The sequence below is a fragment of the Pseudoalteromonas sp. BSi20311 genome (assembly GCF_000239875.1).
In the GTDB taxonomy this organism is placed as follows: domain Bacteria; phylum Pseudomonadota; class Gammaproteobacteria; order Enterobacterales; family Alteromonadaceae; genus Pseudoalteromonas.
The window spans coordinates 1-13,210 of the sequence record NZ_BADU01000096.1; the positions used below are offsets into that span (position 1 = coordinate 1).

General features: G+C 41.1%; 13 protein-coding genes. 4 read left to right on the top strand and 9 right to left on the bottom strand.

Annotated elements, in window-relative coordinates:
• Window positions 1-29: 29 nt before the first annotated feature.
• The 3 genes from P20311_RS11310 to bioH all read right to left on the bottom strand — a co-directional run bounded on the left by P20311_RS11310 (window position 30) and on the right by bioH (window position 2,032).
• Window positions 30-887: a putative metalloprotease CJM1_0395 family protein gene (locus P20311_RS11310; RefSeq protein ID WP_008112878.1), complete on the bottom strand. Its 858-nt coding sequence runs from the start codon at window positions 885-887 to the stop codon at window positions 30-32.
• A gap of 6 nt (window positions 888-893) precedes the next feature.
• A complete protein-coding gene (locus P20311_RS11315; protein WP_008112879.1) occupies window positions 894-1,202 on the bottom strand; it encodes a hypothetical protein in 309 nt (102 codons plus the stop codon).
• 92 nt (window positions 1,203-1,294) lie between these two features.
• A complete protein-coding gene (bioH, locus tag P20311_RS11320; protein WP_008112881.1) occupies window positions 1,295-2,032 on the bottom strand; it encodes a pimeloyl-ACP methyl ester esterase BioH in 738 nt (245 codons plus the stop codon).
• Between the two features lie 75 nt (window positions 2,033-2,107).
• Between bioH and P20311_RS11325 the strand changes: the two genes are divergently transcribed.
• On the top strand, window positions 2,108-2,785 hold the full coding sequence (locus tag P20311_RS11325; RefSeq protein WP_008112884.1) for a ComF family protein: 678 nt from the start codon (window positions 2,108-2,110) through the stop codon (window positions 2,783-2,785).
• Between the two features lie 6 nt (window positions 2,786-2,791).
• Here the strand turns inward: P20311_RS11325 and P20311_RS11330 are convergent, their stop codons facing one another.
• Window positions 2,792-5,341 (bottom strand): M14 metallopeptidase family protein, encoded by a 2,550-nt coding sequence (locus P20311_RS11330; protein WP_193371763.1) that lies wholly within the window; start codon window positions 5,339-5,341, stop codon window positions 2,792-2,794.
• A gap of 146 nt (window positions 5,342-5,487) precedes the next feature.
• On the opposite strand from P20311_RS11330, the gene nfuA reads away from it, so the two are divergent.
• Window positions 5,488-6,063, top strand: a complete 576-nt coding sequence (gene nfuA, locus P20311_RS11335) for a Fe-S biogenesis protein NfuA (RefSeq protein WP_008112888.1) — start codon at window positions 5,488-5,490, stop codon at window positions 6,061-6,063.
• A gap of 13 nt (window positions 6,064-6,076) precedes the next feature.
• Window positions 6,077-6,346 (top strand): hypothetical protein, encoded by a 270-nt coding sequence (locus tag P20311_RS11340; RefSeq protein ID WP_008112890.1) that lies wholly within the window; start codon window positions 6,077-6,079, stop codon window positions 6,344-6,346.
• An 18-nt stretch (window positions 6,347-6,364) separates the two neighbouring features.
• Here the strand turns inward: P20311_RS11340 and P20311_RS11345 are convergent, their stop codons facing one another.
• Window positions 6,365-7,699: an MATE family efflux transporter gene (locus tag P20311_RS11345; protein ID WP_193371764.1), complete on the bottom strand. Its 1,335-nt coding sequence runs from the start codon at window positions 7,697-7,699 to the stop codon at window positions 6,365-6,367.
• Here P20311_RS11345 and P20311_RS11350 point away from each other — a divergent pair.
• Window positions 7,679-8,704, top strand: a complete 1,026-nt coding sequence (locus P20311_RS11350) for a polysaccharide deacetylase family protein (RefSeq protein ID WP_036985105.1) — start codon at window positions 7,679-7,681, stop codon at window positions 8,702-8,704. The genes P20311_RS11345 and P20311_RS11350 overlap by 21 nt on opposite strands.
• Window positions 8,705-8,707: 3 nt before the next feature.
• Here the strand turns inward: P20311_RS11350 and P20311_RS11355 are convergent, their stop codons facing one another.
• The 4 genes from P20311_RS11355 to P20311_RS11370 form a co-directional block, all read right to left on the bottom strand.
• Entirely contained in the window at window positions 8,708-9,739 is a 1,032-nt protein-coding gene (locus P20311_RS11355; RefSeq protein ID WP_008112897.1) for a chemotaxis response regulator protein-glutamate methylesterase, read from the bottom strand.
• Window positions 9,740-9,747: 8 nt separating this feature from the next.
• A complete protein-coding gene (gene cheD, locus P20311_RS11360; protein ID WP_008112899.1) occupies window positions 9,748-10,365 on the bottom strand; it encodes a chemoreceptor glutamine deamidase CheD in 618 nt (205 codons plus the stop codon).
• A complete protein-coding gene (locus tag P20311_RS11365; RefSeq protein WP_008112900.1) occupies window positions 10,349-11,179 on the bottom strand; it encodes a protein-glutamate O-methyltransferase CheR in 831 nt (276 codons plus the stop codon). Before P20311_RS11365 ends, cheD begins: the two co-directional genes overlap by 17 nt.
• A gap of 68 nt (window positions 11,180-11,247) precedes the next feature.
• Window positions 11,248-13,210, bottom strand: a 1,963-nt coding sequence (locus P20311_RS11370) for a methyl-accepting chemotaxis protein (protein WP_036985106.1), incomplete at its 5' end; no start/stop codon positions are given.

A 13,210-nucleotide genomic window follows, 5' to 3' on the forward strand; every position in this document is an offset into this window, starting at 1 on the left:
TTTTATTGCTATTAAATATAAGCTTTAATTTAAATTTGTGCTGAGAATTGGCTTTGAGTCGCAGGAGAAGTGGCCAGTTGGTAAAAGCTAGCAATGCGACCAGCACGTGCTTCTACTTCAACATCACGCGTTTGCTCTTCGCTTTTAGCGGTTTTTACTTCTGAACTTTCGCTATTAGAAAACGATGCACTGACTCTACTTTGACCTTCGCTGCTGTCTTCGTCATCCGCTGATGCTAACTCAGCTTGTGCTGCGGCTATTTTTTGAGTGGCATCTGCTGCAATTGCCCTGTCGGCACCTGAAGGCTCTGCTGGCGCTAGTGCTGCAGCACGTACCGTTTGCATTTTATCAATGGTTGCTTGAGGGTCACCATTGATAACCCCAACATCTATCGGTACTTCACCACCTACGGCATAGTTAGTACCGTCAGGGCCTCTTTGGTATTCATAGCTAGGAGAGCCCGCATATTGTCCACCCACAGCGGCATGCGCTTGCTCATGTGTTCGCACTTCAGTGTCGCGTGCTTTAAGCTCTTTAATTTGTTGAAGTTCTTGCTCAAGTTGCAGCTCTTCTTGCTCACTAACTTCTTCTGCAGCTTGTTGTTTTTCTTGCTCGGCATCATCTTGATCGCTATCTGCATTGCCTTCGCGTTGCGCAATCGTTTTATCGTCTGCAATTTTGCCACTCGCATTGTAGGTTGAGCTGTCGCTATTTCCTGGCAGTTTGGCTTTTTCTGCATCACTTTGGGCTTTGTTTTCTGTGCTACCGGCAGTGTTTGCAGCGGCTGGGGGAATGACTTCACGTAGCTGGTTGTCACGCCGAGCAGTCTCTGTATAAACATTTGCGGTGTTTATATTGATAGACGGAAATGGCGTGACAATATTCATGAGAAATTACACTTTAATATCAACTAAAGTGCCTAATACGTCATCTGCAGTTTGGATAGATTGCGTGTTTGCCTTAGCATTAAACTCTTCAACTTTTAAGTTTACTAATGCATCATCAATTCGTGCAGGTTGAGATACTGGCGCGGTGACTGCTTCTTCAGGACGAGCGGCCGTTAATTGACGTTGCTGCGCTAGTTGAGAGTCGTCTTGCTGCTCTATGCTGGCACGATTAATCTCAGCGCTGGCTTTTTCAATTCCTTGGCTGGCTCTATTAAACCCTTCAACACCACTATTGAATACAGATCCTATTGGCATAATAATAAACCTCCAGCAAATAAATATTGTTTAATTATCGCTCAAAAATCACGCAAAATAAAGCTTTAAACCGCAGTAATCATGGCTTTGCTTCAAAGCATTGATTTAACGGCAGATAAAAATTCACTTTTATGAGAAATAAAAGGCGCATGCGATGCTTTGTCTAACACTTCGTACTCAAAGTCAGCATTAAGTGCCACCATTTTCTTAATGGCCCGATAAGGAACGAGAGAGTCTAAGCGCCCAAAAATGCCGCGAATAGGAACTGGGCATTGAGCAAATAATTCGCGTAAATCTTCATTTTGCAGTATGTCTAGTCCTGCACTTAAGGCCTCGTTATTCGGGGGCGATGACTGACTCAATAACTGCTTTAGCTGTTTTATATCATCTCGAGCAGACTCACTGCCCATTGCCTGAATGGCCAAAAAACGCTCTATCGTTTTTGAACGCTCTTGCAATAACTGCTCTTTAAACTGTGTTAATACTTTAGGCTTAATGCCAGCCCATGGCAATTGCTCTGCAAAAAAGGGGGTTGAGGCAACTAAAATAACTTTTGATACTTTTTCTGGCCAATGTTTGGCAATATAAATGGCAAACAATCCACCCAAAGACCATCCCATTAGTACCGATTGCGGTTTTAGCTGCTCACTCACCCGCTTTGCAGCATCATGTAATGTATAAGGACTTAAAGAGGCGCTACTGTCACCATAACCGGGTAAATCTAAACAGCGCACTTTACCTGAATATAAAAATTCTAATTCTGGTTTTATTAACTGCCACACACCTTGGTTCATTCCCCAACCATGTAACAACACACATTCATTTTGCATATTTACCTAACCTTAACCAAACTTAAGATCCATGATAGCGCTTTAAAAGGAGTTTGTAATGAGGATCATCAGCGAATGAAACTCAGCCTAGGTGATTGGCTATTTCCCTCTTACTGTGTGTTGTGTCAAAGTCAGATCCACAGCTCAATGGGGCTTTGTCAATTTTGTTTAAATGACTTGCCATTGCTAGATTTGGCCGAGCATGACAATTTATTTTACCGCCCTGATATTGTAGAAATGTTTCCTAACTGCAGCTTTGAAAAGCTGTTTGCATGTGCCTTTTACCAGCCCCCTTTTGATTTATGGTTAAAACAACTTAAATTTAATAATCAAATCCATTATAAAAAAGCACTGCAGCAAGTCATAAAAAAGCAACTTACTGTTTTTATGACTAAACACCCTATAGCTGTTGATGCATTTATTATTTTACCTTTACATAAAGCGCGCTTTTTAACGCGTGGATTTAATCAGGTAACCCAAGTATGGCAACCCTGTTTGGCGTCAAATAAGGTGTTAAATAATGCGTTACTTCGCCATAAACACACTTCGGCACAATCACAATTAAGCAAAGCTAAAAGGGTCAAAAATTTACAGCAGGCTTTTTCATGCACGATTAATTTAGAGGGAAAAACGGTAGTAATTATCGATGATATTATGACCACAGGAGCAACTCTTAATGCGGCTACATTATCGTTAAAAGAAGCGGGCGCTAAACACGTATGGGCATTCACTACGTGTTTAACACCACTTTAGAGCGTGTTAGTTTCCACTCACGCGAAAGGTGTGACCAAAAAATAAAGCATTACTTAACAATCGGCTGGTGCCATACCAGTACCCTCTAAATACAGGGTTGTCAGTCATCGCAATAACACTACCTCGCCCATAAGAATGTGCCATTAACGCAGCTCCACCGGCCACTTGCTCTACATTTACTGCATCGGTAAAACCAGCAAGGAGCGGCTGCTGTGTGTAGGTAAGTATATTTACAAACGGTGCTTGCGAGGCTTCCAATAGCCAGGTGCTATTTTTAAATACGGGTAGTGTGTCACGCTTAAATGAAAATGTCAGAGGGTGAGTTGTATCTACCTTGGTATTAAATATCGCACCGGCAATACGCTGGCGACCCGCTAAGTGGTCTTTGTCTGCATATTTTAAACCTTGAGTATCAAATGCCCCAGCCACATCTTTACGCGATAAGTAGCTTGCTTTTAATAGCTGCTGATCGGCTAAAAACTTCGCCCCGCCTTTATGTCCCCAAATAACACCGCCTTTTCTCACCCAACTTTTAATTGCCACTTTATCGGAATCAGATAACGTCGAATAATCGCCATGCGCCAACACAATATGGCTGTAATTACTGAGCTCTAAAGACGCTAAACGATTCATTTCAACAATGGTTGGCGCTACACCTACAAAACGATCTAGGTAGTACCACACTTCACCCGCTTCATATTGGCTCACGCCTTTACCGCCAACAAGTAACACCTTAGGTGCAGAAACCACAGCCATAGAGCGCGACCCTAAATCAGCACCTTTACTGGTTAAGCCAGTAGTAATTGGTTTAAGTTCAATCCCAAACTGGCTTTGTGCTTGATTTAGCTTTGCCACCCAGTCAGTATCAGTTTGAAGCCCTGCAGGAATGATAATACTACCGGCGTCAAAGTTTACTTCTGCGTTGGTTGATACTGCAGTTAATGGTTTTAGTGCAACACGTGCTTTAATACCTTGCTGTAACAAACTGTTGAGCATTTTCGGGGCTTGCATGTCATCCCATGCGAATCCATAAGCGTAATTTTTAGTCAGTGGCGCTAACTCTGGCTGCTTTGCTTTTTGCCAAGCTGTTTTTTCTATCTCTAACCCCCAACGGCTGTTTACTTTAGCAAATGGTAAATTAAACGCATGCGCTAATGTCCAACCCGACACATCGTAAAAGGTGTTATCGGCAAAGTTTTGTTGCTCACTAAAAATAGCTTTAACTAATCGATATTGTGGTTGCGCAAGCGGCACAAAATAACTATCAGCGGTAAAGTTTTTACCCTCAGCTTTTAGCCCTTCTTTCACTGGGTACGCATTAATTTGATGTTGTTTAAGTATGCTTAAAAAATCGTTAGTACGGGTGTGATCTTCAGCTGCTTGAACAATATAGCCTTGATAGTCTTCATCTTTGGCAAGCTCAACTGCTTTGTTATAAAAGTTAGCTTGGTACTCTAGCAAAGCTTGGCGGTTATCAATCGCCGCTTTAAACGTTGATAAGCTCGTTAAAAGTTGGTTTTTAATTGTAAACGCAAACGTTAGCGGACCATTGATCGTTTCTTGAATATGGCCACGAGAACTTGCTTGTTCAAATAAAATACCCACACCCCCGTTTACATCGGGGTAGGTAGAGCCTTTACCATAATAAAAGTCATCAAAGCTTTCTTCGGTGAAGTATAACGCGTTGTTTTCATCTAATGTTTTAGCGTGATAATTTGCAATCGCTTTAGTTAGACTTACATTTTCTTCAGGGGTAATTGGGTGTTTACGACTTGGGATACCCGGTTGAAAAAAGTAGCTACTATTTGGCCCCATTTCATGAAAGTCAGTTAAAATATTAGGCTTCCAATAATGAAACTTAGCAATCCTTGCGCGCGACTCTGGGTGCTGTAACAGCAACCAATCACGGTTTAAATCAAACCAATAATGATTTGTACGACTGCTTGGCCAGCTCTCTACATGCTCTCGGGTTTGCGGATCTGACGATAAGTTCATACCCCGATTACTATTAGCCCAATTTGCAAAACGTGCTAGTCCATCTGGGTTAAGCGACGGGTCGAGTAAAATAACCGTATTGTTAAGTAGCTCATTTATTTCATCGCCTTGCGCTGCCGCTAAATAATAAGCGACTAGTAAAGCTGCATTACTACCTGATGATTCATTCCCATGAACACTGTAACCCATCCATACAACACTTGGCTGCTCCGCTGTTTTATTGTTTGAATTATTTAGGCGAGCTAAGTGCGCTTGGCGAGTTTTTTCTATATTTTTTAATTTGTTAGCCGCAGTAATCGTTAGCATAACTAACGGGCGCTGCTCATGAGTACGACCTATTACTTCAAAATTAATTCGATCGCTTTTTTGAGCTAAAATTTCCATGTAGCGAACAAGTTGGTCATGTCTCACATGCCACTCACCCACTTGATAACCCAGCACCTCTTGTGGTGTTGGTATGGTAGAATCGAATTCAACCTGTTGCTCAAAATAATAAGACAGGGGCTTTGCCATACTTGAAAAACTGGCTAGCACCACCATTATTGTTAATATGAAGCGCATATAAATCACTCTAAAAATGTTTGTTAATTGCACGCTACCATTGCTTAAAATAGATGCCAACTTTTTACGCTCAACACTAGCCGCAACACGATGAGCGGAGTATGATATGCAGTATCCGAGTAATTTAGTCAAGTATAGACGGTATTATGATTTCTATTTCCGAAACAGCGCAAGCGCATTTTGCTAAGCTATTAGCAGATCAATCTCAACAAACGAATATTCGTGTGTTTGTTGTTAACCCTGGTACATCACAAGCTGAATGTGGTGTTTCTTATTGTCCAGAAGACGCGGTAGAAGAGAGCGATATTCGCCTAAATTTTAACGGCTTTGATGCGGTTGTTGATGCTGAAAGCGCACCTTTTTTAGCCGAAGCTGAAATTGATTTTGTTACCGACAAAATGGGTACTCAATTAACACTTAAAGCACCTAATGCTAAAGCACGTAAACTAGGTGAAGATGCCAGCTTGAATGAGCGTGTGCAACACATGCTAGAAACCGAAGTAAACCCACAACTTGCCAACCATGGCGGCCAAGTTAGCTTGGTAGAGATCACCGCAGCAGGTGTTGCTGTACTTCAGTTTGGTGGTGGTTGTAATGGATGTTCTATGATCGATGTCACACTAAAAGAAGGCATTGAAAAAGAGATGATTGCTAAGTTTGATGAAATCATCGGTGTGTCTGACATTACCGATCATGAAGCAGGCGAGCATTCTTACTACTAAGCATTAATCTATTATGCTAAAGCCACTTATTTACCGCTTAGGGAGCGACCCTAAGTTGAGTTTAAAGCGCTTTTTTCGCGGGCTAGCACTATTTGTGCTAGCCGTGATATTTATCGCTGTAGGCTATTACAGCCATTATAGTTTGCAAGTTATTGGCTTAGTAATTTTAGTCCCCGCTTTATTTTTTGCCTTTTGGGGCTATGCGGGCATTTTTGCTAACCGCTTTTCTCAAGTATTAAAAAATATCCCTTCCAAAAATAATGACCCCGATCTGTGGAAGTAACGGTTTATATTAATTCGCTTAATTAAGTAATTGATTATTAGCTTTTAATTGTTGATATTTAACAATAAGCGTTACGCCTCGCATAAGCATAAAACAACTCATGGCTAACCATAACCCATTATTTTGCCAGTCCTGAAATAGCCAAAACACCCCGAAAAAGCCTACAATCGCTGAAAGCAACATACTGTTTCGCATCGCTTTAGCGCGTGTCAGACCAACAAAAATACCATCGAACAAAAAGCAGCTCATAGCTAAAATAGGCAATGCTATTACCCAAGGTAAATAGTGAATGGCCTCGTCAATAACCTCTGGTACATTCGTTAATAGCTTAATAATGCTGCTGCCAAATACTATAAAAAACACACTATACAAAACGCCAAATAACATACCCCAAAATACACTTATTTTTACCCATAGCCTTATCTTTTCAACACTTTGCTGACCTTTAGCTTGACCCACTTTGGCCTCACTTGCATAGGCTATTCCATCAAGTGCAAAGCTAACTAACATTAAAAAGTTGAGTAGAACGGCATTAGCAGCCAATGTGGTTTCACCTAAGCGGGCCGCATAAAAGGTCATAAAGCTAAAGCATAACTGCAGTACTAAAGAGCGAATAAAAATATCGCGGTTTAAGCTCAGTAATGCTGCCATTTTCTCCACACTTAACCAATTTGCTACAGCCAAACTTATACCATGCTTTTTAGCAAGTTGAACCACCAACAATAAAGCAAATACAAGCGCGATATAGTCAGCAATAAGTGATGCCCACGCAGCCCCAGCAACCGCCCAATCAAGGTACACTACAAAATAAATATCGAGCACAATATTAGTAATGTTAGTCACTAACAGTAAATAAAACGGCCCTCGCCCATAGTGCACGCCCAACATCCAGCCTAGTAAAACTAAGTTGCATAGCGCTGCAGGGGCGCTATAAATACGAATGCTAAAATACCGATAGGCTTCATTGAGCACATCGCTATTGGCAGCTGATAAATACGCAATAGCATGTTTTATAAGGGGTGATAGCAAAATAAGGAGTAAGGCAACCGAAGTGGCTAACAATAAACTGCGTTTAAGTAAGGCTGCAAGCTGAGTTAAATCATTTTTACCATAAGCCTGAGCCACCAGCCCAGTGGTACTCATTCTCAAAAAACCAGCAAGCCAAAATAAAATGGAGATCACAGTAGAGCCTAAGGCTATTCCCGCTAAATAATGCGCACTCCCCAAATGACCGATCACTGCCGTATCAACAATTCCTAACAACGGGACGGTAATATTTGATAATATCATCGGACCGGCTAACAACAACAAGCTTTTATGGTGTGCCTTATTATGTATAAGAAATTGTTTCATTTAGTATTATTATTCCTGATTTGTGGTTCTATACGCGCGCAAGCAGCTGTTATTCTACAGTATCATCACGTCAGTGAAACCCTTCCCGCTGTTACCAGCGTGAGTGCCAACACCTTTACTAAACACTTAAATTATTTAAAAGAGCATAACTTTAACGTTATTCCATTAAATGAGCTGATCAGTGCATTGCAACAAGGTAAGGCTTTAGAGGACAAAACAATCGCGATTACCTTTGATGATGGTTACAACAATAATTACGACCAAGCCGCCCCTATCCTTGAGGAATTTGGCTACCCGTACACTATTTTCGTAAACCCAAAACTCATTGATGAGCAAGCGAGCTATTTGATGGGGTGGGATAAGCTCAGGAAGCTTGCAAAAAAAGGAGCACTTATTGCTAATCATAGTGCCGAGCATAACTACCTACATAAAAAACTTGAAAATGAAACGCAAAACCAATGGCGCGAACGCACTAAAAAAGACATTCTTAGTTCACAACAGCGTATTAAAGAGGAAATAGGTCACGACTATAAATACGTTGCTTACCCATACGGAGAGTTTAACAATCAACTACAAGCACTCGTTACTGAGCTAGGTTTTGTTGGTATTGGCCAGCACTCAGGAGCCGTTAATCAACACTCTAACTTTAGCCGCTTACCGCGCTTCCCCGCATCTGGTTTTTATAGCAAACTAGGGACGTTAATTACCAAGATAAATTCAACTGCCTTTACCATTAATAAGCTAACCTATGAAGATAGTGTCACTTCAAAAAATCCACCGACACTCACTATAAAGCTTGAAACAGATGACTTTCATAAGAGTCAATTTGCCTGTTATGTATCAAGCGTTGGCCAAGCTAATTTAAATTGGTTAGACGATAGTACGGTTGAGATAACATCGCCAAAACAGCTTAATAAAGGCCGCTCTCGCTTTAACTGCACGGCTCCATCAATAAAACAAGCCGGCAATTATTATTGGTTTTCACAACCTTGGGTGATCAACTAAGTTTTACCTTTTCATTACTTGATTTAATAACCGCTGGGTCATTTTCTCCAGCGGTACCACTTCATTTGCCGCCCCCATATCAATAGCAGCTTTAGGCATGCCCCATACCACTGACGAAAACTCATCTTGCGCAAGCGTGTATGCACCTTGTTGCTTTAATGCGAGTAACCCTTTCGCACCATCACTTCCCATGCCGGTCAATAGTGTGGCAACAATATGCTTTGCACCTATTTCAAGTAATGAGTTAAATAAAACATCCACTGCGGGTTTATGTCTATTAACAGCCTCTCCATCATCAAGCTGACAATACAAAGCACTACCTTGTTTACTAATTCGTAAATGTAAGCCACCCGGAGCTATATAAGCGCAACCTGCTACCAGTTTATCGCCTTGCTGTGCTTCTTTTACGTTAATAGTACAAGTGCGCTGCATTCGCTCTGCAAATGAGGTGCTAAATACGGGAGGAATATGCTGCGTTATTACAATGGGTGGGCAATTTTTGGGCATACGTATCAGCACTTCTTTTATCGCCTCGGTTCCCCCTGTTGATGCACCGATTGCAATCACTTTATTTACTAAAAATTCAGCATGGGTGGGAATAGGTTCTGCTACAGCACTGGTTTTTTTGTAGCCTCGAACCCGTGCACTAGCCGCTACCCTGACTTTTTGCTGAACAATATCAGCATATTGACTCATCTGTTGTTTAACGTTAACCGTTGGTTTTGCAATAAAATCAACCGCCCCCAGTTCAAGCGCTTCTAGGGTTATAGGTGAGCCTTTTTGAGTAAGAGTGGAAATCATCACTACTGGCATAGGGCGTAAGCGCATTAAGTTTTTTAAAAAGCTAATGCCGTCCATTCTTGGCATTTCAACATCTAGTGTTAGTACATCTGGATTATGCTTTTTGATCATCTCTCTGGCTTCGTATGGGTCTTGTGCACAGCCCACTACCACAATATCTTTTGCCTGTTGCAGTATCTCTGTCAGTAATTGCCTGATCAGTGCCGAATCATCAATTATTAATACTCTAATCATAGCCATCCTTAAAACAGTTCTATATCCGTGGCTTTGGTTTGCTGTTCAAGATTATGCAAGTAACGCACTTCACGTTTTTCAATAGTGTTATTGTGTAAGTTTCTTAGCTTTTTAACCTGTACTTTTCCATTATGAGGATTAAAAAATATTTTACGCGGCCAGGGTCCGCCCATATCATGCGCCACTAAGTTTAGCGCTTCTTCTGCTATATATGCATTGGCAAAACTGATATTGCCAATACCAATATCTGTCATTGCGCTAATTATTTTGCCTCCCCCAAACAGTTTTACTTTTAAGTTTGCCCGGGAAGCGCCATTTTTAAGCACTTCATTAATTAAATATTCCATAGCCCAGTTACCATAACGACAACTTAAACTATGCGCTTGGTCAATTCGCTCACCTTTTTGAATAGGTAGCATAAAGTGATTAATCCCGCCAATACCTAGCTTATCGTCGTAAACACAAGCAGCAATGCACGACCCGAGCACTGTGGTGATCAGCTCATCGTTTTTAGAAACATAAAATTCACCTGGCAATACCTTAGCGACCACACGCTCTCGCGTGGCATCCCAATAGCGTTTAATATGCTCAAATCCCGCTAATACCGGCTTAAATTGTGTTTGCATGAGCTACTTTCTGATACATGGTTTTCCCTAAGTTTTTAAATAAGACATGCTCTTTTCCCATGGTTTCTGAATGCCCTAAAAATAAATAACCTTGGTTATTTAAAATATCGGCATAACGGTTAAAAAGCTGATCCTTTGTCTCTTTATCAAAGTAAATCACTACATTCCTACACAAGATCAAATCAAATGGGCCTTTCATCGGCCAATCTTGGAGTAAGTTTAAACGCTTAAATGAAATACATTGCTGTAGCTTAGGTTTCACCTTATAACTTTGCCCGTCTTTGCTGGTTAAAAACCAGCGCTTGAGCAATGCATCATCCAGTCCATTCACATTTGCCGCAGTATAAATACCGCTCTGGGCTTTAGCTAGTACATTAGAATCAAGATCAGTTGCTAAAATTTTCACATCCCAATCACTTGGAAAAGCCCCTTGTAAGGTTATAGCTAAACTGTAGGGCTCTTCGCCGGTAGAGCAACCTGCAGACCAAATACGAACGCGTTTATTATGCTTATTTGCTTTTAGCATCGCAGGAATAAACTGCTCTTTTATAAACTCAAAGTGATGAATTTCACGAAAAAAAGAGGTTAAATTGGTAGTAATGGCGTTAATAAATGCATCAAACTCCTGGTCCTTATGATTTTTTAAGTAATCTAGGTAACTAGAGAAGTTTGTTAATTTACGCTCACGAATTCGCCTTGCTAATCGTGAGTAAACCATTTCGCGCTTATGCTCCCCAAGCACAATACCACAGGCGTTATACACTAAATGAGCCACTTCCTTAAAATCGCTATCCGTTAATAAAAACTCTTTCATTATGTACTCTCAAATAAATATAAAGATAGATTCACACTACTTCTGTGTGTGAACCATCTAAAACAGGGTTAAAACTCCTCCCACTCTTCAGCTGAGTCTACAAAGTTTTCACCTTTGCTTTTATTATTAACGAAGCTATTTTGTTGCTTATGCGTTATTTCAGGGGTGCGAATAGTGGGCGATACCACCGCCATATCTTGCTGCCCTAGAGAAAAGAAGTGCAGTAAACGGCGCATTTCATTAGCCTGCTCTGCCATAGACTCACCTGCAGCCGATGCCTCTTCAACTAATGCCGCATTTTGCTGGGTCATTTCATCCATTTGCGATACAGCTTTATTTACTTGCTCAATTCCTGCGCTTTGCTCTTCAGAGGCCTGAGTTATATCAGCTATCATTTGTGTCACACGTTTCACCGATACCACAATCTCTTGTAACGTCACACCTGACTCATTTACAAGAGCGCTACCATCAGCAACTTTACCAACACTATCTCTAATTAACTCTTTAATTTCTTTAGCTGCACCAGCTGAGCGCTGAGCTAAGTTACGCACTTCACCTGCAACAACCGCAAAACCTCGGCCTTGCTCACCTGCTCTTGCAGCTTCTACAGCAGCATTGAGCGCTAATAGGTTTGTTTGGAATGCTATTTCGTCTATAACACCAATAATGTCAGCAATTTTTTTACTCGATTCGTTAATAGCCGACATACTGGTTACAGCCTTATTAACAACCTCACCACCTTGAATTGCTTTATCACAGGTTTCTTCAGCTAAGTCATTAGCTACCTTCGCATTATCAGCATTTTGACGTACCGTACTGGTCATCTCTTCCATACTAGAAGCTGTTTCTTCTAATGATGATGCCTGCTCTTCTGTACGCTGGCTTAAATCAGCATTACCTTGTGAAATTTCTTCAGCCCCACTAGCCACCAAAGTGGCTGATGTGTTAATTCGATTAATAACCTCGGTTAGTTTATCTGCTGTTGCATTTGCATCTGTTTTCAGTTTTTCAAACGAGCCTTGGTATTCCTTTTCAATCCGTTTAGATAAATCACCAGTAGCCATGGCATCGAGCATATTGCCAGTATCAGTTACCGCATCGTCAACCACTTTAACTAAACTATTAAGACCTTGAGCTAAACGAAGGAAAAAGCCATCTTTTCCTTGCTCAACCACACGGCTATTTAGCTCCCCTTTACTTGCGGCACTGACCAGCTGAGCAACCTCTTTTTCTATAGCTACTTCTGCTGTTCTGTCTTCCCATTCAACTACAGTTCCAATTCGCTCATCGTCTGGCGTAATAATTGGGTTAGCAACTAAGCCAAAGGTTCTGCCGCCCACTTTAATTTCAGTGCTGTAGGTATCCGTTAACTTAGCCAACATATTTTGCTGATGGGCTGGATTTTTATGAAATATATCAATATTTTGATTCAGTAGATTTTTGCTATCAAAGTTAGGTAAATCAATGCGTATATCATTTTGAGCATTGCTCATCATATTTTTCACCGCGTCATTCATATAAACAATCACATTCGATGCATCTGCAATCATAGTGTTTGTTGCTACAGTGTCTAACGCTCGGCGAACACGTAAGTTCTCCTGTGCTCTGGCACGCTCTGCATCGGCCTTAAATACTTCATCAGTAATATCTTGCCACTCAACAATTGTTCCCAAGCGTTCTCCTTCTTCGTTAAACCATGGCGAAGCAATTAAATCAAAAATAAGACCAGCTAATTTAAGTGTCGCTTTATGGGGCGCATCTAATTTTTTTAATAGCTCGCGCTGATGCGCCGGATGTTGATGAAAATCATCAACACATGTGCCGATTAAATCACTTACAGCAAAGTTAGGTAATACCGATTGCAAATCCCTTTCGCGTGCTTTTAGCATTTGCTTAACTTGTTCGTTGGCAAAAATAATGTTTAAGTCATTATCAGCCATCATCACATTAGCTTGGCATACCTTTAAGGCGTTGGCTAAGTCGGCAGTTTTTTTAGAAGTTCGTTCTAGCTCTTTCTGCTCAGTTATATCC